General features: G+C 72.4%; 12 protein-coding genes. All 12 read right to left on the reverse strand.

Annotation, left to right across the window (positions count from 1 at the left end; genetic code table 11):
* Positions 1-110: 110 nt before the first annotated feature.
* Positions 111-896: a GIN domain-containing protein gene (locus AC4GYY_RS07330; RefSeq protein ID WP_491119613.1), complete on the reverse strand. Its 786-nt coding sequence runs from the start codon at positions 894-896 to the stop codon at positions 111-113.
* Positions 851-1576, reverse strand: coding sequence for a head GIN domain-containing protein (locus AC4GYY_RS07335; RefSeq protein WP_491119614.1), 726 nt, complete (start codon positions 1574-1576; stop codon positions 851-853). Before AC4GYY_RS07335 ends, AC4GYY_RS07330 begins: the two co-directional genes overlap by 46 nt.
* Positions 1577-1631: 55 nt before the next feature.
* On the reverse strand, positions 1632-2369 hold the full coding sequence (locus tag AC4GYY_RS07340) for a GIN domain-containing protein (RefSeq protein ID WP_491119615.1): 738 nt from the start codon (positions 2367-2369) through the stop codon (positions 1632-1634).
* An 86-nt stretch (positions 2370-2455) separates the two neighbouring features.
* The gene (locus AC4GYY_RS07345; RefSeq protein WP_491119616.1) at positions 2456-2989 is read right to left on the reverse strand and encodes a CarD family transcriptional regulator; all 534 of its coding nucleotides are present in this window, start codon (positions 2987-2989) and stop codon (positions 2456-2458) included.
* Positions 2990-3170: 181 nt separating this feature from the next.
* Complete coding sequence (locus AC4GYY_RS07350; protein ID WP_491119617.1) at positions 3171-4151, reverse strand: proline iminopeptidase-family hydrolase; 981 nt, start codon at positions 4149-4151, stop codon at positions 3171-3173.
* Between the two features lie 10 nt (positions 4152-4161).
* Positions 4162-4503, reverse strand: coding sequence for a ferredoxin FdxA (gene fdxA, locus AC4GYY_RS07355; RefSeq protein ID WP_491119618.1), 342 nt, complete (start codon positions 4501-4503; stop codon positions 4162-4164).
* 61 nt (positions 4504-4564) lie between these two features.
* Complete coding sequence (locus tag AC4GYY_RS07360) at positions 4565-4846, reverse strand: RNA-binding S4 domain-containing protein (protein ID WP_491119619.1); 282 nt, start codon at positions 4844-4846, stop codon at positions 4565-4567.
* A gap of 4 nt (positions 4847-4850) precedes the next feature.
* Complete coding sequence (locus AC4GYY_RS07365) at positions 4851-7319, reverse strand: helicase-related protein (protein WP_491119620.1); 2469 nt, start codon at positions 7317-7319, stop codon at positions 4851-4853.
* A 110-nt stretch (positions 7320-7429) separates the two neighbouring features.
* Positions 7430-9292, reverse strand: coding sequence for a DrmB family protein (gene drmB, locus AC4GYY_RS07370; protein WP_491119621.1), 1863 nt, complete (start codon positions 9290-9292; stop codon positions 7430-7432).
* Entirely contained in the window at positions 9289-12798 is a 3510-nt protein-coding gene (locus AC4GYY_RS07375) for a helicase-related protein (protein WP_491119622.1), read from the reverse strand. The genes drmB and AC4GYY_RS07375 overlap by 4 nt, the downstream gene beginning before the upstream one ends.
* Positions 12795-16730 carry an Eco57I restriction-modification methylase domain-containing protein gene (locus AC4GYY_RS07380; protein ID WP_491119623.1) on the reverse strand — a complete coding sequence of 1312 codons (3936 nt, stop codon included), beginning with the start codon at positions 16728-16730 and terminating at the stop codon, positions 12795-12797. Before AC4GYY_RS07380 ends, AC4GYY_RS07375 begins: the two co-directional genes overlap by 4 nt.
* The gene (drmD, locus tag AC4GYY_RS07385; protein WP_491119624.1) at positions 16727-19978 is read right to left on the reverse strand and encodes a DISARM system SNF2-like helicase DrmD; all 3252 of its coding nucleotides are present in this window, start codon (positions 19976-19978) and stop codon (positions 16727-16729) included. Before drmD ends, AC4GYY_RS07380 begins: the two co-directional genes overlap by 4 nt.

Here is a 19978-nt window from a genome sequence, read left to right on the forward strand (position 1 = left end):
ATGCGAGCGGCGCCGCGATGTCGCGGTCTGAAGGCTGCGACGCGCGGACTTCAGCCGCCTCTAAGAAAGGCAAGAGCACGAACCGCGAACGAAAATAAATCGCGGTCGCGTCAGCGCATCGCCGCCGCGCCGCAAACGACCGAGCCGCCCGCAGGCGCGCGGACCTGGCATTTCGGCGCGCCGAGCACGGTCACCTTCCCCAGTCCCGTCGTCGTGACGTTGGCGGTGAAGCGCGCGGCGACCGTCACCTCGCCCACGCCTTCGACCCGCGTGATCAGGTCGCCGACGATCAGCTCCGGCGCCGCGATCGCGCCGGGGCCGTTGACCATGATGCGCGCGTTGCTCGCCCTGCCGGCGACGTCCAGCGTCCCGGCGCCGACGACGGTGGCCGCGAGTTGGTCGGTGTCGACGCGCTCGATCGAGAGCTTGCCTGCGCCAGTCACCGCCAGTTCGACCCGCGAGCCCTTCACCGGGCCGCTCCGCACCTGCGCGCCTGCCGCGATCGCGACCGCTTCGAGGCGCGGCGTGCCGAGCGTGATCGTCACGGGCTTCGGTGTAGCCCCGGACGAGCGCTCGCCCCAACCTCCGCCGCCCGGCCGGACCGTCAGCGTGTCGCCGCTATGACCGATGTCGACGCGCTCCAGCGCGTCTTTGTCCCCGCTCGCCCGCGCCGAGGGACTCACCCCGGTCCGCACCTCGACGACGAACGGCCCCTCCACCCGAACGCGGGTGAAGCTGGCGACCGAGACGGTGCGGTCGGCGGCGCTCGCGGGGAGCGGCGCGACGGCGAGGAGCAGGAGCAGGCGGCGCATCGCGGCACCGTCCTCCACCGCCGCCGCCGTGGCAAGCCTCAGCCGCAGCGGACCGAGCCGGACCCCATCTTGCTGGTCTTGCATCGCGCGCCGGTGCCGAGGTCGACATCGCCGGAGCCCAGAATATCGACCTTCGCGTCACCGTCGACCTTGGCGCGGACTCCGCCAGAGCCCGCGATCGACACCTTCGCCCCCGCGGCGGAGAGCCCCGGCGCGTCGAGATCGCCCGAACCCGCGATCTCGACCGTCAGCCGGTCGGCGCGACCCGCCGCCTTCACGGTACCCGAGCCGGCGATCGAGAACGTCGCCTCTCCGGTCGCGAGCGCCGCGATCGAGAGGTCGCCCGAGCCCGCGAGCTCGCCCTTGAAGCCCGGGCTTTCGGCGCGGTCGACGGCAAGATTCCCCGATCCGGCGAGCTCGGCGGCGGTGATCCGCGGCATGGTGACCGTGACGCGCACGCCCTTCCCGGACGACCAGTTGAAGCCGAATCGGTGGACGCGCCCGATCTTGAGCGTATCGCCGTCGCGCTCGATCCGGAGCTTGGCGAGATCGGCCTCGGCTCCCTCGGCCCGCACCGAAAACGCGGAGCCGACGCGGACGTCGACGTCGTCGGGGCCCTGCACGGCGACCACGGTGAAGCCGTCGACCGGATAGCTGCGGCTGGTGCCGGAGCCGGTCCCAGGCACGCCCTTGCCGTCGTCGCCGCCGAAGCCGTTGCCGCAGGCGGCGAGCGGAATCAGCAAGGCCAGACCGTAACCACGCATCGCTCATCTCCCATTGTGTATTGTTTCACTAACACACTTCGAGAGAGTCGGCAAGTCACCCGCCGCAGCGCACCCGGCCGCTGCCGACGCGGCTGGTGACGCAGCGCGCCGCCGGGCCGAGATCGACCTCGCCGCTGCCGGCGATCGAGACCTGCGCCGGACCGGCGACATCCGCGCGGACCGAGCCCGAGCCGCCGATCGACACGGTGGCGCGCGCGGCGCGGAGCGATGGCGCGTCGACATGGCCGCTGCCGCCCACCGACACGGTCAGCGCCTCGACCCGACCGCGTGCGGCGACCCCGCCGGAGCCGCCGACCGACACGCGGACCGTGCGCGCGGAGACATCGGCGAGGACGAGATTGCCCGAACCGCCGACCGCGGCCTCGAACCGGTCGCCGGCAATGCGGTCGACCATCATCTGACCGCTGCCGCCGACCGCCGCCGCGGCGATCCGCGGCATCGTCACGGCAATCCGGAGTTGCCGCTCGAGCGAGGGATCGCCGCGACGATCGCGGAAGCGGCGGGCGATCTCGAGCGAACGCCCCTCGCGGGTGATGCGCAGGTTCTGGAACGCGGCCACCGGACCGGTCGCCTGGACCGACCAGGCGGGGCCGACCCGGACCGCGACCGTCGCGCCGGTGCCGAGGCCGACCTCGTCGAAGCCACCCGCCGCATAGACCATGACGCCGCCCCGCGATTGCGGCAAAATGCCGGGGCCGCGATCGGTGTCGGCGGCAAGGGCGGGGGCGGCGACCAGCGCCAGCGGAACGAGGGTGAGCAAGGGGCGGCGCATCGAGACTCTCCTATGGGAAGAGCCTCGATACTCAAGACGATTACGTCTGTAAACACCGCCTCCCCCGCGAACGGGAGAGGACCGGGTTACGCCTGGACCTTGTCCTTGTTGTAGATCGCGGCGGCGGCGCGGAGAATGTCGAGGATCTTCAGCTGAGCCGCGGGCTCGTCGAGCTGCTCCATGGCGGCGAGTTCGCGTGCGAGGCGGCTGGTCGCCCCTTCGAAGATCTGGCGCTCCGAATAGCTCTGCTCGGGCTGGTCCTCGGCGCGGAACAGGTCGCGGACCACCTCGGCGATCGACACCAGATCGCCGGAGTTGATCTTCGCCTCATATTCCTGCGCGCGCCTGGACCACATGGTGCGCTTGACCTTGGGCTTGCCCTTCAGCGTCTCCATCGCCTCGCGCATCGTCTTGTCGGACGACAGCTTGCGCATCCCGACCGACTCGGCCTTGTTGGTCGGCACCCGGAGCGTCATCTTCTCCTTCTCGAACCGCAGCACGTAGAGTTCGAGCTGCATCCCGCCGATTTCCTGTTTCTGCAGTTCCACGACGCGGCCCACCCCGTGCTTCGGATAGACGACATAATCACCGACATCGAAATGCAGCGCCTTGGCAGCCATGAAGGGGCCTTTCTCTTGATGCGCCGGGGAGCGCGACCGCAAGACGGGCGGACGCAAAGCCGGCGCGCAGGATGGTGGTTCGAATCGCTTCGAGCGATCGCGGAGGAAGCGCGACCGTCGCGGACCCATATAGCATTTTCGTCACAATGTCGCCAGCCCAATAAGTCAGCGCTGCTGCCGCTCAGCGGCTGGGCGGGTCCTGGCGGGCGAGGAAGGCGCGCAAGGTCGCGACGGTCTCCTCGGGCCGGTCGGTGACGGTGGCGTGGGCCGCGCCGGGGATGACCGCGAACTCGCAACCGGGGACCCGGCGCGCGAACATCGCCGCGGTGACGGGTCGCGCCTCGTCATATTGGCCGACCATCAGCATGGTACGCCGCCCGTCGAGACGTGCGAGCAGCGGCTCGCCGTCGTAACGGCGCAGCGTGCCCGTCGCGACGAACTCGCTCGCTCCCCACATCGTGCGGTAGAGGGTGGGATTCCACCGGCCCGCGGCCCGCTCGTAAGCGCGCGTCGCGGCAGTCGGCGGCTCGCGTCCGTTGAACGCGGCGTAGAAAGGGGCGGAGGCGGCCTCGCACGCCTCGGGCCGAAGCGGCCGCCGATCGCAGACCTTCAGTTGCGCCTGCGCGTCGCGCGGCAGTTCGGCACGGAGCGCGTTGGCATCCGCGATCCAACTCCGGGTCGAGATCAGCGGGCTCGCCAGCACCAGCCCGGCGAGCGCGGCCGGCCGGCGCGCTCCATATTCGAGCGCGAGCGTTCCGCCCCAGCTATGGCCACAGACCTGCCAGCGCGGCACGTCCAGCGCAGCCCGGATCGCCTCCAGCTCGTCGGTGAAGCGCGCGACCGTCCAGTTGCGCGGGTCGTCGGGCCGCTCCGATTTCCCGCAGTCGAGTTGGTCGTAGAGGATGACGGCACGCTGGTCGGTCAGCGCGAGCAACTCGACCAGCGAATTGTGGGTGCCGCCCGGCCCGCCGTGGATCGCGACCAGCGGCGGGCGCGGACCCGCGAGGTCGCCGTTCACACGGACGTAGATGCGGCCGCCCGCGACGGGGATCATCGCCTCGCGGTCCGGCTTCGGGATCGTCGCGAGGCCACGCGCCCAGCCCGGCGCCGCCGCCAGCGCCGCGCCTGCTGCGGCTCCGGCGAGGACCTCGCGCCGCGTCACCACGTCGGGATCAGTCGCCCGCGCCGGGCTCGGGCGAGAAATACTTGTCGAACTTGCCCTCTTCGCCCTTGTGCTCGTCGGCGTCTGCGGGGGTCTGGTTCGCCTTGCGGGTGACGTTGGGCCACTGGCTGCCGAAGGTCGCGTTGAGCTCCAGCCACTGCTCGAGCCCGCTCTCGGTATCGGGCAGGATCGCCTCGGCCGGGCATTCGGGCTCGCACACGCCGCAGTCGATGCATTCGCTGGGGTTGATGACGAGCATCGTCTCGCCTTCGTAGAAGCAATCGACCGGGCAGACCTCGACGCAGTCCATGTACTTGCACTTGATGCAGGCGTCGGTGACGACGTAGGTCATTGCCTTGGAAACTCCGGTCGGGCGTGTCGGGGACGTTCGCTATGCCGCTCGATTCCGAGCGTCAATCGTCTCGGCCCTCCTGCGAGTCGTTCGCGGTCAGCTCCTGGTAGCAGGCCTGCGCCTCGGCAGGCGGACCGCGGCGCGTCGGCAGCGCCTCGACGCGGATCACGCGGACCTCGCCCCGGTGCGTCGTGAACGTCAGGATATTGCCGATCCGGACCGGGGCGGCGGCACGGTCGACGGCGCGGCCGTCGACCCGTAGATGCCCCGCCGCGGCCAGCCCTTGCGCGAACGCCCGCGTCTTCACGATCCGCGCCCACCACAAGAAGCGATCGAGCCGCATCGTCTCACCCACGCGAGACGAGCGCCCCGAGCGCGGCGAAGGCGTTGTCGGGCGGGGGAGGCTCCCGCCGCGCCGGCGGGCGTCCGCGCCATGCCCAGGCGGGCGGTTCGCCCTGGGCGACGCGCGCCGGGCGAAAGCCAAGTTCGGCCATCAGCCGCGCGATCGTCTCGGGCAGCAGCCCGATCGAGGTGGCGAGCGCGGCGTCGGGGGTGAACGGGCGGCGCCCGCCGCGCGCGTCGTGCGCGGCGCGGGCGAGCCGCTCGAGCAGGTCGACGCGCACCGCCTGGCCGGCGAGCGGGCGGAACCCCGCTGCGACCTCCGCTCCCGTGTCGCCGCGGCGGAGCACGGTCGCACCCTCGCGCGGGCGCGCCAGCATGCGCCCGGTCGCCGCCAGCAGCGCCGCCCGCCAATCCCAGGCGCGCGGTCGCAGCAGCGCCGGCGCGAACAGGTCGAGCGCGCCGATCGTCACGCCTGCGCGGCGGAGTCGGTGCCGATCCTCCGCCGAGAGCGCCTCGACTCCGATCCGGACGGACAGCCGCGCGAGCACCCCGGCCTCCGCGTCGAGCGCGCGGGCGACGCTGCGCAGCGCGGAGGAGGCGGCGGGATCGGTCGCGAGCTCGGCGATGCGGACCAGCGCAGGGGTGGCGTTGACCAGCGCATCGGCGAGCCAGCGCTCCAGCCGCGCGGTCACGCGGTCGCGAAGCGGACGATCGAGGCAAACGAGCGCCGCGTCGAGCGCCACGCGCGGCCGCGCGACCAGCGGCCCGGCGGCGAGCGTCGCAACCGGATGGCCGGCCCAGACGATCGCGCCGCCATCGAACGTGAGCGCGGCGTCCTCGGCCGCCGCCAGCGCCTCGCCCCGGCGCGCGCGCTCCGCGGTGAGCCGCTTCTCCGCGGTCGCGAGCAACAGGCGCTTGTCGGCGGAGGTCGCGTCGGGGGCGACCACGAAGCGGAACCCCTCGAGCCGCCCGATCGCATGGGTGTCGATCGTCACCTCGCCCTCGGCACCGATCACGACCGGAAGCGCGCCGGCGCCCGCCCCGATCCCCTTCATCAGCACGCTGGTCCGCCGGTCGACGAAGCGCTGGGTCAGCGCGGTGTGGAGCGCGTCGGACAGCCGGTCCTCGACCTGCTTGGTCCGCTCGGCCCAGCGCCGCGGCTCCGCGAGCCAGTCGGGGCGCTGCGCGATATAGGCCCAGGTGCGGATGTGGGCGAGCCGGTTGGCGAGGGTCTCGACATCACCATCCGGACGGTCGAGCCGCGCGACCTCGTCCGCGAACCAGCGATGCGGCAGGTGGCCGTCGCCCAGATAGGCGAACACGCGCGCGACGAAGCGCGCGTGCGGATCGAGGCCGACCTTGGCGAAATCCGGGATGCCGCACGCCGCCCACAGCCGCGCGACCTGCCCCTTCGCCCGCCGCCGGACCTCCGGATCTTCGGCGAGGCGGCGGAGCACCCCCAGGTCGATCGCCTCGGGCGCGGGACGCAGGACCTCGTGGTCGGGCCTCGCTGAGAGCGATCCGATCAGCGCATCGACGCTCGACAGGTCGGGTTGGCCCTCGCGCCAGTAGAGCCAGTCGAGCCGGGGAAAGCGATGCTCCTCGATCGCCAGCACCTCTTCGGGGAGGAACGCCTCCGGCCCTTCCTCGACCACGCCGCCGAAGGTGCCGTCGCGCTGGTGTCGCCCGGCGCGACCCGCGATCTGCGCCATCTCGGCGACGGTCAGCCGCCGCCGCCTGCGTCCATCGAACTTGTGCAAGCCGGCAAAGGCGACATGGCCGACGTCGAGGTTCAGCCCCATCCCGATCGCGTCGGTCGCGACCAGATAGTCGACCTCGCCCGCCTGGAACATCGCGACCTGCGCATTGCGCGTGGCCGGGCTGAGCGAGCCCATCACGACCGCCGCGCCGCCGCGCAGCCGCCGCAGCATCTCGGCGACGGCGTAGACCTCCTCCGCCGAGAAGGCGACGATCGCGGAGCGGCGCGGCAGCCGGCTGATCTTCTTCGCGCCCGAATAACGCAGCGTCGAGAAGCGCGGCCGCTCGACGATCTCCGCGCCCTTCACCAGCGCGCGGACCATCGGCTTGAGCGCAGCCGAGCCGAGGATCATCGTCTCCTCGCGCCCGCGCGCGCGGAGCAGCCGATCGGTGAAGACGTGCCCGCGCTCGGCATCCGCGCCGAGCTGCGCCTCGTCGAGCGCGGCGAAGGCGAAGTCGCGGTCGAGCGGCATCGATTCGGCGGTGCACAGGAACCAGCGCGCGTCCTTGGGGACGATGCGCTCCTCGCCGGTGACAAGCGCGACCCGGTCGCGGCCCTTGAGCGTGCACACCCGCTCGTACACCTCGCGCGCGAGCAGGCGCAGCGGGAAGCCGATCACACCGCTCGAATGCGCGCACATCCGCTCGATCGCGAGATGGGTCTTGCCGGTGTTGGTCGGCCCCAGGACGGCGGTGACGTGCGACCCGTCGTGCATGGGAGGTATGTCGGGCCGCCGGGGCGGGGATGCAACCATTCTCCGTTCGTGCCGAGCGAAGTCGTGGCACCAGCCCGGCCATGTCCCTCGACTTCGCTCGAGACGAACGGTCAAGGGCCGAACAGCGCCGCCCCCGGCGTCGACACCGTCGGGGCGACCAGCGCGCGGTCGAGATAGAGGTTGCGCGCCTCGCAGCTCGTCTCGGCGATCAGCAGGCAGGAGTGGCACGCCGCGCCCGAGAGCGCGCGTTCGTCGGCGTGCTGATCGGGATCATGCTCGGCGCACACCGGGTCGCCGGAGCAGAGTTCGAGCGCGTCGAGCGCACGCTCGATGATCGAGCCGAGCCGCGGCAGCACCGCGATCAGCCCGCCAAGCGTCCCCTGCGCGCCGGTCGAGGCAGTGTAGATCAGGAGGCCGAAGCGTTCGCCGCCCTCGTCGACCATCGCGTACAGCCGCTCCTTGAGCGCGCTCGCCGGATAGCCGCAGTCGAGCGCGATCTCGTTCATCAGCGCATGGCTGAACGAGTGGATCGCGCAATAGGTGAAGGTCGGCGGGCGCAGCCGGTCGGCGTAGGAGGCGCCGGCGCGCCAGCGGTCCCACCCCCGCACCAGCGCGTCGATCCTTGCGTAGACCGCCGGCCGGGCGTGCCAGGCGTGGATGGCCTCGGGATCGAACTTGAGGAACACGCCCTCGCCCAGTTGCTCGATCGCCGGCAGCCATTCGAGCTCGGTCGCGAGCGCCGCGCCCTCGACCGCGATCGTCAGCTCCTCGAGGTCGCCGTCGATCGCGGCGGGCGCGGCCTCGAAGCGGGTGAACCCGTAGAGGCAGGAGACTTCGCGCAGCCGGTGGACTGCGACCGCCGCGGCGATCGGGGCGAGGCGGGGGCGGTCGCCGTCCCAATCGGCGCGCGCCAGGGTCTGCGCGTGGAGCCGCGCGTCGGGCGCATCGGAACCGATCTCGGCGAGCCCCGGGGCGAGCAGATCGAACTCAGCGGCCTTAGGGGCCTTGTCGAGCGCTTGAGCGCCGGTCGCGCGGACGGCGCGGACGCGGGCGAAGATTTCGGGGTCGCTCCAGCCGTCCAGCGCCGCGCGGGCGGCGGGGTTCGAGCGCCGCGCGGCCGCGACATCGGACTCGCTCTCCACCCAGGAGAGTCCGTCGAGATGGTCGATCACCCGGCGAGTCAGCTCGTCCTCGCCCGCGGGGAGCGAGATCACGGTCAGCACCTGCGGGAAATAGGCGTTGGTCGCGGTGCGGGTCAGGAACTTGAGCGGCTCCTCGCACCCGCCCGGCTCGTCGGTATGGAGCCACGGTCGCCGCCCGCGGCACTTGCCGAACCGGCCCGGCGCCTGGGCGTCGTGGAGCGACAGCGACGCTCCGCACGCGCAGACCACGCGGGTCGAGCGCGGATCGCCCGACGTGCCGCGCTCCTCAAGCCACAGCGGCTGCGCGCAGCGCTCGGTGCTTCCCGCATGAACGGCGTATCCCCAGTCGATGTCCTGGAGGTGGCCCTTGCGGCAGCCCGCGACGAAGCGGATCGGCGTGACGGGGACGCGCCTCTTGTCGTCGCCGACGAACTCGGTCTGGGTGCGCGGATCGAGGTCGCGCCAGCGGACCAGCCGGCGTCGGCGCGCGCCCTCCGCTTCGTCCGCGTCGCGCGCGACGAACCACGTGGGGAAGACCCGCGCCTCGACGCCGGGGGCCTCGCTGCCGCCGCGCCGTTTCGTCTCGTCGTCGACCGGCGGGGTGCGGAGCGTCAGCGTCGCATCCTCGCCCAGTCGCCCGCTGCGGCGGAGCAAAGCATCCAGCACCGCGGTGGCGCGCGGCTCGACGATCGTGCGCCAACTCCCCTTCTCGCGCATCCGCCAGAGGTTGAGCCCGCCGATCACCACCGAGCGCGTCGGCAGATCGACCATCGCGCCGGGGCCGAAGGTGGTGACGAGCTGCGACTGACGCAGCGTGACGGGCTTGCTCATGCCAGGTCTCCCGATCCTTTCTCCCCGTTCGGCCCGCGCGAAACGACGAGCACGCCCGGCTCGACGTCGCGCATCGACCAGCCCGCCTGGAAGCGCCGGTGCTCCGGTCGCAGATTGCCGGTCACCGGATCGAGCGGCGGGTGGAGCAGCCGGTGCGGGCGCTCGTCGTAGCTGAAGCGGACGCCGGCCGCCGTCTGCTCGCGCGCGACCGTGAGCCAATCGTCGAGCAGCCCCTCGACGAGAGCCGCCAGCCGGTCGCGCGCCTCGGCCGGCGCGCGCTCGACGAAGTGACGGATGACCGCCGCGCGCGTCTCCGGCGAGGTCTCCAGCGCTGCGACCGCGCCAGATGGCGTCAGCTCGGGCCGCAGGTGCCGCGCGACCGCGACCACCACCGCCGCCAGCGCCCGGTCGAGCGCGCGCGCCGACCAGGGCGTGACGCTGGTCGCCTCGACCGCGCGGTAGAAGGTGTCGTGGAAGTGCCCGAATTGCTCGAAATGCAGCCGGTCGCGCGGCTTGTGGACGTTGAGCACGACGAGCACGAGGCCGGGCCGCGCGGGGCTGCGGCCGACGCGGCTGGTCGCCTGGATGTATTCGGCGGCGGTCTTGGGCTGGCCCTGGACCAGCATCAGCCCCAGCCGATCGATGTCGAGCCCGACCGAGATCATGTTCGTCGCCAGCGCAACGTCGACCCCGCCGGTCTCCAGCTGCCGCTTGGCCGCCGCCACGTCGTCGGTCGAGACACGCGAGGTGAGTTCGACCGGCTCGGCCAGCGTACGATTCCCGAACGGACGGTCGCCGGGCTCCAGCCGCCGGCGCGCGTCGCCATAGGTCGCGACCCGCGCCGCGACCTCGTCCTCGACGATCCGCCGCGCGCCGCCCAGCTCGCGCAGCGCGTTGAAGTAGCAGAGCGCGGTCAGATAGGCGTCGGCATCGCCGCGATCACGGAGACGGTCCTCTCCCTCACCGTTCGTGTCGAGCGAAGTCGAGACACCTTGCGGCTTCGTACCGGGCTTGTCCCTCGACTGCGCTCGGGACGAACGGAGCGGAGGGTCGGCCATCCCCTGCGCCCCCGCCAGCAGGGTCACCAGCGCCTGGAGGAACACCAGCTTCGGCCCGCGCCCCGCCGCGGCGATGCCGACGTACCAGCGCGCCGGGTCCGCCGCGCTCTCGGCCTGCGTCCTCGCGAAGAAGCTGTCGCGGCGGCCGATCCCCGGCGGCGGGAAGATGCGGGTGTCGGCGCGGTCGAACAGCGCGGCGATCTGCCCCTGCGCGCGGCGGACGGTCGCGGTCGAGGCGACGATCTTGGGACGCACGCGCCCGCCCGCATCCTCGCGCGTCGCCAGCCGGTCGATCGCTGCCTCGTACAGCCCGGCGACCGTGCCGAGCGGGCCGGAGATGAGGTGCAGCTCGTCCTGGATCACCAGATCGGGCGGGCCGAGCCTGTGCCCGCCGTCCAGGGCGCGCCCCGGTCCCGGTTCCGCCGCGCCGTAGAAGCCGCTGGGGTCGGCGCGGTCGACGTGGCCGAAGAACGCCCCCGCCTCGCCCTTCCACGGCAAGGCCGCGAACTTGTCGACGGTCGCGATCAGGAAGGCGGGGAGGCGGCGGTAGATCGCCTCGTCCACCGTCACGATCGGCAATGCCCGGTCGCCGGTGAAGGCACAGGCCGAATTGGCGCAGCGGAGTTCGAGGTTGGTGGGCGCGTCGTCGCTCGGGACACAGCGGAAGCTGTTGGTGTCGAACGCGGTCTCGCACCAAGGGCACGCCTTGATCGGCGCGGGCGCGCGGCGATCGCGCTTCGCCCGGAAGTTGCGGACGCGGCGGACTGCGGTGTCGTCGCTCTTGTCGCCCTTGCCGCCGAGCCGGTTCGGACTCGCGTCGGAGCCGACCCACAGGCCGATCTCGATCGGCCAGTCGCCGAGCGCCGCGCGGCCGTCGGCGAGGCGGTAGTCCGGCCCCGTACGCAGCAGCTCCAGCGCGCAGACCAGACCCGCCGCGCGCCCGAGCTGGTCGAGGGTCAGCAGCCGCAGCGTGTAGCGCATGATCACGCTCACCCCCGCGCCGAGCAGCCCCGGCGCCTCCAGCCGGCGCAGCGCGATGGTGAAGGCGGCGAGCCCGAGGTACGCCTCGGTCTTGCCGCCGCCGGTGGGGAAGAAGAGGAGGTCGCAGGTCTCGCGATCGGGATGGTGCCTGTCCGCCATCCCGGCGAGGTTGAGCAGGATGAAGGCGAGCTGGAACGGCCGCCACGCCGGGTCGGGCGCGGCGGGCTTGCGCGCGCGGGCGGCGTCGGCGACCGCGCGGTTGGCGATCGCGAAGGCGGTGCGGGCGCGCGCGTCGGCGGCGAGCAGCGCGATCCCGGCGGCGATCCGCGTGCGCGCCTCCGTCTGGCCGCGGATCAGTTCGGCTGCGGTCGCGCGGCGTTGGGGAGAACCCGCGATCCCGTCGTCGTCGGCGGCGCGGTCGTGCTGGCACCGGGTCCACATGGCGTAGGCGTCGCCCAGCGGGGCAAGCGCCGCCCGAAGCTCCTCTCCGCCCTCACGCGCCAGCGTCGCGAGCCGGTCCATCCCGAACTCGACTCCCGCGACCTCGGCGGGGATCGTCCGCTCGACCGCGGCGCGGGGCAGGTGGGTGGTGCGGATCGTCCGGACGCATCCGTCCTCGACGACATGCTCCGCCGCGCAGCCGAGCCCGGCGGCGTAGGCCGCGGCGTCGCGGTAATGGAGGTCGGCGAGCCGGTCGTCCCAATCGTCGCGGCGGGTGCGCGACAGATCGTGCTGGGGCACGAACCCGCTGCCGCAGCGCAGCGCCAGCGTCGCCTGATAGGCGTAGGTCAGGTCGCGGAACGACGACGCCAGTTCGCGCCGCTTGTTGACGAGGAACACGGTGACCAGCCGCACCCGGCGCTCGCTCCCCGTCGCCAGCCGCAAGGCGAAGGGCCGCGCCCGCACCGCCAGCTCCAGCCCGCCGCCGGGATAGGCGCTCGCGCCGGAGGCGGGGACCGGATGCGCGACCAGCCCGTCGTCGTCGCCGGGCAGGCGCAGCGTCACCGTCCGCGCATGGGGAACCCGCCGCCATGCTTCGACCTCGCGGGCGTGCCCGCCCTCCAGCGTCTCGCGCGAGAGCGGCGGTTCGGGGACGTAATCGCCCCACGTCACCTCGGCTTCGATCGCGGTCACGTCGGCGTCGACCATCGCGGTGAGCCCGATCGAGCTGGGCAGGAAACGGCGCCGCGGCGGCGTATCGGGAAGGTCGTCGTCGCCCGTCGCCGCGCCGACAGTCAGCGCATCCGGCTCCGGAAACAGCGCGTCCTCGTCGTCGGCTTCCGGGTCGCCACCGTCCACCGCCAGCTCGCCCGACGGCGCGAGGAAACCGGTCAGATACCAGCGCGACGGCGTCTCCCCCGCGGGCAGGGCCTCCCGGGCGAGATCGGCGTCCTCCGGCGCGCTCGGTCCGACGAGGTTGCGGCGCAGCCGATCGACCAGCCCGGCGCGGACCTGTGCGGCGCTCACAGCATCGCCTCCGCCCGCGCGCGCTCGGCATTGAGGAGCAGAAGGCGCGCGAGCAGTTCGTCGCGGAACGGCGCGGGCCAGTGGAGCCGGCCCTGATACTGGTGGTCGTCCTCGGTCTCTTCGCTCAGGAACACGGGCGCGGCACGATCGGCGAGGTCGTGCCAACCGTAGGCGCGCAGCACCGCCTCATCCATCGCGGCATGGAGGCGGCGGAGCGCAACGATGTCCTCCCCGGTGTCCGCCGCGGCGTGAAAGCGGTTGTAGGTCGGGGTCATCCCCTGGTTGCGCGCGACCATGAGCGCGGCGCGGTGGTCGTGATACGCCTGGCCGGCGGCTTCGAGCTCCGGCGCGTCGGCATAGCCGGACGGGAGCGGGAAGGTCTCGAAACAGTCGGAGGGGGTGTAGCTAAGCGTGTCCCCAAGCGTTCCGCCTTGGAATCGCGCCCATATCTCATGGACACGGCTCTGGATAATACCAAACAGCGCGTAGCTCTCAGAGCTTAAGACAACGAGCTTCTGGTCAAAGACCGACCCGTTGGAAACGAAGGTCGTCTCCAGATGTGGGCAGGTTTGGACGACAACCTGCACCCTAGTCTGTGTTCCGACTGCTTCATAGAGACCGCGTGCGGGTGCCGCATATCGCCACCAGAGCCTGCGCCGTATCTCCTGCGAGTCTTTGGCCCTGAGGGGACGCACCAGTCGATCGACAATGTCGAGACATGGAGGGTAATCGGCCGCCACGGTGCGAGGATAGTCGCTGGGCACGACACCTTCGCGGAGAGCCGTCAGTCTTTCCTGATCGGACATCGACCGCCAGCAACCGACGGAGTCTCGCCGTAGCGGCCAATCTTGAAAATTGATGGCATAGCGGCGGTGCGAGTGCGTTGGGGATGTCGCGACTTCCTCCCCTCCAAGATATGGCTGAATGATATCTGACGCGGACGGGTGCTCGTCTACCAACCGCTCCATTGCGGCGATCGCGTTCGCCTTGCCCTTGGCCGCATTCACATCGTCAAATGTGAAGCCCAAGCAAAGCAGGATCGACCCTTGGAACGCCCTCCCCGCGTTCGCCTTTAACGTCGCAGGCGATGCATCGAGCTCCCCCTCGACCAGATAGGCCGAGATGCGCCGCACCGGCTTTCCGTCGAGCACCGCACCGTCTTCTCCGCCGCCCTTCCGCACGAACACCTGGCTCACCACCACCGCCGCTTCTCCCTCCCAACGATGGCGGGTGACCGCCCGAAAAATCACGCCGCCGTCGTCGATGATCCGCTTCAGCCCCGTCTCGCGGGTGTCGCCCTGGCGGATGGTGTTAGTCGCGATCAGCCCGAACGCGCCGCCGCGGCGCAGCAGCGCGAAGGCGCGGCGGAAGAAGTGCGCGGCGAGATCGGCGTTACCGTGCGCGCCCGGGTGCAGCGTCTTGAGCCAATCCGGATAGGACGTGTGATGCCCGCTTGCGATCGTGTTCTTCCCCGCGAACGGCGGGTTGCCGACGATCGCGTCGAAGCCGGGGTTCGGGCGGTCGAACACGGTCGGGAACTCCAGCTCCCAGTGGAAGCTGGTGATCCCGATCGGCGAGGCGCGCAGCCGCTCGCGCAGCATCGCCAGCATCGGCCAGCTGTCGCGATCGGGGGCGAGCACCAGCCGCTGGACCTCGGCGAGCCCCTGCTCGCGCGCCTTGGCGTTGCTCCCGGCAAAGAACGCCTCCAGCACGGCGTCGGCGATCAGGTGCGCCCGCTCGCGCGCGGTCGCCGCCTCGCGGTGGCGGACCTGCTGCACCTCGTAGGAGGCGATCTCGGCTTCCGCGCGCATCAGCCGCTCGAGCGCGGTCGCGGCACGCAGGCAATCGCGGACGATCGACTCGACGAGCGTGTGCTGGGCGTGGGTCTTGCCCCAGGAGACCGAGGTGATCTTCGGATTGGGCAGCCCGACCAGGCTGTCGCCGGTGCGCAGGACGTGGTCGAGGAAGGTGAACTGGTGCTCCGCCGCCAGCGTCTCCAGCCACAGCGACAATTTCGCCAGCTCGACCGCGAGCGGGTTCTTGTCGACACCGTGGAGGCAGTGCTGCGCGACCAGCCGCTTGGCGTAGAGCAGATCGTCCTCGTCCGCCGGGATCGTCGGGCGCTGCACGGGCCAGCGGTCCCACGCCGCGACCAGGCGGGTCGCGAGCTGGCGACACGCCTCGACCAGGAACGCGCCCGACCCCGCCGCCGGATCGCAGACCTTGAGGTCGAGCACCTCGGCCGGGGTCGCCTCCGCGCCGATCCTCGCGAAGGCGGGTTCCAGCGCGTGGGTGACGATCGGGCGGGTCAGCGACGCGGGGGTATAGTGGCTGCCCGTCCGTCGCCGCTCGTCGGTCGGCTGGAGGATCGGCGTCCCGGCCTCGACCACCAAACCCCGCGGACAGGCGCGCGCGTCGACGATCGGGGCGAGCGCCGCCGCCAGTTCGGCGACATCCGCCGCCGCGCGCAACGCCTTGGTCACCGCCGCACCGAAGGTGCCGCGCCCGGTGCGGTCCTTGAGCCATTTGGCCCGCTCCGGGCCGCCGACGCCGGCGAGCTCGGCAAGGTCGATCCACACCGGCACCTTGTTGTTCTTGCCCGCGCGGATCGCGAGCATCGGTCCGGTCGCCGCGACCGCGGTGAAGCCCATCACCGCCTCGTACACAGAGCCGATCTGCTCGACGCTGAGCGCGCGGTAGGCGACGCGCTCGCCGTCAAGCGTCAGCAGCGCGTCGAGCACGCCGAAGACGCAGCCGTCGGACACCGGCATCACCCGCTCGGGCGCATCCGGGTCGGTACGCCCAAGCAGGAACGGAAAGGCGCGGCGATCGAACAGCCGCCCGCCGCGCGCCTGCATGAAGCCGTCGTGGCCGCGCTCGACCAGCCCGAACAGTGCCAGCACCCGCCCCCACGCGCCGCGCCGCTCGTCCATCAGCTCGGCGTGCGCCGCCGCGTCGTCGAGGAGGCGCGCGTGCAGCCCGCCCAGCGCATAGCCCTGCTCGTAGAGCGCCGCCGCCCCGCCCGCGCGCGCCGACGGCATCAGGTCGCGGTCCTCGGCGTAGAGGATGAAGATCAGCCGCAGCAGGACGGTCAGCAACCCTTCGTACAGATGTTGCGGATCGCGCGCGGCGAGATCGCGGATCAGCGCAGGCTCGGCGGCGTCGAGCCCGCGCAAGAGTTCGTGGAGGCTCGCCAGCACCTGTCCCGCGAGCTTGGTCGACACCTCCGCCTGCGCCGCGCGACTTTCGGCGAGCAGCGTGGTCAGCCGGTGGGTCGGCGGGCCGGTGACCAGCGCATGGGCGTCGAGCAGCAGCTTGAGGCCGCCCAGCATCCCGCGCCCGGCGACGCCGGTCAGCGCGGCGAGCGGCCAGCCGAGATGCCCCGATGCCTCGCCCCGCGGCGCGACCACCAGCCGCAGCGCGGGTTCGAGCGGTGCGTCGCCCCGCCCCGTCGGCTGCACCCCGACCAGCACCCCGGCGCCGACCCCGGTCTCGCGCAGCAACCGCTCGAACCGCTGCTGCGGCGTCGCCTCCCATCCGTCGAGCGCGCCGCGGCGATCGAGTTCGGTGTCGGCGGCCTCGACGCGGACGAGCAGCTGAACGCCTTCGCCCGCGACCGCCCGAACCGCCATCGTCGGCGTCAGCAGCGTCTCGCCATCGCGAAGCGAGACCGTGAGCGCCTCCGGCAGCTCTGGCCCGCCCGGCGCGCCCGCCACCCACGCCGCCGACCAGCCGAGCACGCCGCCGAACAGCGGCCAGGCGTTCCCCGCCGCCAGGCTCGCCAGCGCCGCTTCGATACGCTCGCCGTCCGCCCGCCCCTGCGGCTCGGGCCACAGTCCCAGCCGCGTCAACACCGCGGGCGCGACGACCAGCCCGGTCGGCTGGAGATAGCCGAGCCAATCGTGCTGCCCCGCGTCGAGCCGCGCGCTCATGCCGCCCCCGGCCAGAGATAGACGATGCCGATCGGCTCCAGCCGCGTCGCGCGGATGCGGTACGAGGCGCGGAGCCGATCGGGCTCGCGGACCAGCTCGTCGTCGAGGCGGGTAGCGGCGCGGTCCCACGCGCGGCGGTCGGCGGCGCGCTGGCGGGCTTCGGCGTCGTCGAGGCCGAGTTCGAGCTGACGATGATCCGCCCCCTGCTCCCGCCGGATGCGCTCGATTCGGGCGGTCAGCAGGCGTTCGAGCCCTGACGCCTCGCTGTCCGCGCGCCGTGCCAGCTCGGCCTCGACCCGCTCGCGCCTCACCGCGGCGCGCGTTTCCAAAGCCGGACGCAACTCCGTCACATCCTCGCGCGCGCCCGCCGTCGCCGCCGCGACGACCTCGCCCGATGCCGGCCGCGCCTCGCCGAGCGCCGCCAGCAACTCGTCCAGCACCCGCCCTTCCGCCTCGCGACCCGCGGCCAGCGCGCGCAAGCCGTCATGCGGTCGCGCGCGCCAGTCGGCGGCGACGCTCAGCACCTCCTCGTGCAGCCGCGCCGCGCCATCGCCGTAGAGCGCGAGCCGGCCGAGCAGCACCACCCGCGGCCGGCTCACCGCGTCGCTCGCGATCGCGCACGCGCGGTCGAGCCCACCGACGAACCCTGCGGTCGCGAACCGCCCGAGCAGCCGCCGCACCAGCCGATGTTCGAGATGGAGCTGGACGACATCGCCCGCATCGCGCCCATCGGCGAGGATCGCCGGTGCGAAGCTCACCCGCCGCACCGCCGCGTCCTCGCTCGCCCGCCACTCGGCCGGCCGCTCGCCGGGCTTCGCGGGCCGCGCGCGGAGTTCGTCGAGGAGCGGCTGCCACGTCGGATCGCCCGCCAGCGCCGCCTCGTCGAGCGCGAACACGGGCGTATCGCCGACTCGACCGTCGGGACGCAGTGCCGTAACCAAACGTCCGTTCGTGCCAAGCGAAGTCGAGGCACCGCGCCCCTCGACGTCGCTCGGGGCGAATGGAGGTCGAGTCCGCTCCATCGCCAGCGCCGCCACCGACTCCAGCTCGCTCGGCTCCACCCCCACCCGCTCGCGCGCGTGACCCAGCGCCGCCGCCAGCTCCGCCTGCTCGCGCCGCAGCCGCGCCAGCCGGTCCTCGTCGTCGCCCAGCCCGTGTGCCGCCGCGCGCATGCGCTCGTCGGCCTCGGCGTCGCGGATGCGCTCGGCGAGTGCGGCCGCCTCGCCGCGCGCGATTCCCGCCGCCGCCAGCCGCGCGGAAATGCGGTCGCCCAGCACCTCGCCCGCCGAGCCGAGCTGTCGCCGGATCGCCTCGGTCTTGCGCACCAGCGCGTCGAGCACGACGTCCTCGGCGCGCTGGCGATAGACGAAGTACCGGCAGGTGACGATCGGGCTCGGCTGGAGCTTGCGGTCGATCCGGCCATTGCGCTGTTCGAGCCGCGATGGGTTCCACGGCAGGTCGACATGGACCAGATCGTGGCATTGCGACTGGAGGTTGATCCCCTCGCGCGCCGCATCGGTGCAGATCAGGATGCGGACGGGGTGCGCGGGGTCGTTGAACGCGCGCTTGATCGCCTCACGCCGCTCGAGCGAGGTGACCCCGGTGAAGCTGTCGATCCGCCGCGCCTCGTGCGGATCGTCTTCGCGGAGCAGCACGGCGAGCTGCCGCTGCAACCACCGCCGCGTGTCCTCGTATTCCGTGAACAGCAGCAGCCGGCGTTCGCGCCAGCGACCCTCCCCGTCGAGCAGGTTGGCGCGGCACCAGTCGAGCAGCCAGCGCACGCGCGCGTCCGGTGCGTATCGCGCCGCCTCCGCCACCACCAGCATCGCCGCCGCGTGCGCGCGCTCGGCGGCGAGCTGAGCTCGGTCGGCCGGGTCGGCCCCGTCGAACACGGCGAGCGCCGCAACGTCCGCCTCCGCCCGGGTGAGCCGGTCCAGCGCCATCGCCTCGTCCGTCGCGCGCGCGGGCGCCTCCTCATCCGGCTCGATCGCGGCTTTCGCGCGCTCTCCCGCGAGCAGCGCGTCGAGCGCGGTGATATGGACCTTGAGCGTGTTCGCGAAGGCCGGGATCGACGACAACAGCCGCTGCTGCAACCCGACGAACGCCAGCCGGGCGCGCGCCGCGCGGCCCTTCGCCAGCGCACCGATCCGGCGTTCGCGCAGGCTCCGATACTCGGCGAGCATCGCCGCGAGCCGGAGCTCGGGCGCGTCCTCGGGCAGCCCGTCGATCGCGACCGGCTCGACCACGCGCTCGGGAAAGGCCTCGCCGAGCTCGCGCAGATCGCTCTTGAGGCGGCGGACCATGACCGGCTCTAGGTCGGCGGGCCGGACATCGACCCCGCGCGTGAAGCGCTGCGGATCGAGCAGCTCCAGCAGCGTCGCGAAGCTGTTCGGATGGCCGTTGTGCGGCGTCGCCGAGAGGAACAGCCGGTGCTCGAACCGCTCGGCAAGCTCGCGGACGGCGCGGGTGAATTGGCTTTCGATCGCGTAGCGCCCGCCGCCGGAGGGCGCGGCGTGATGCGCCTCGTCGAGGATCAGGAGCGAGCGCGCCCGGAAGGGCTGGAGCACGTCGCGCAGACCCGCGACATAGGCCTCCTCGCCCACCAGCGAATGCGACAGGATGAAGCGCGATCCCGCCGCCCAGGGATTCGCACCCCAGCCGCGCCGCCGCCGCAGCGCCTCCAGATGCGCCCGATCGACGATGTCGAACGCAAGCCCGAACTTGGTCCTGAGTTCCTCCTGCCATTGCAGCGTCATCGCCGCGGGCGCGAGCACGACCGCGAAGTCGACCCGGCGGCGCAGCAGCAGCTCGCGCAGGACCAGCCCCGCCTCGACCGTCTTGCCCAGCCCGACATCGTCGGCGATCAGCAGGTTGACCCGCGGCAGCCGCAGCGCCTTCCTGAGCGGCAGCAGCTGATAGGGATCGAGCCGGATGCCGGCGCGGAACGGCGCCTGGAACAGGTCGCGCTCGGCGGCGGTGGCGGAGCGCCACTTGACCGTGCGCAGATACGCCGCGAACGCGCGCGGATCGTCCCCGCCCCGCGCCGCGAGCGACCCCCACGCCTCCTCGTCGCGCAGCCGTGGATCGACTTCCGCCCCCCACAGGACCCGCGCTTCCTCGCCGCTCGCATCGTCGTCGACGCAGGCGAGCATATGCCCGCCGAGCGGCGCATCCGGCTCGCCCTCGACCAGCCAAAGTCGGCCGCGCAGGGAGACGAACTGGCCGGTGCGGGGGAGAGGTGCAGGCAT

Source organism: Sphingomonas sp. SP6 (assembly GCF_058313435.1).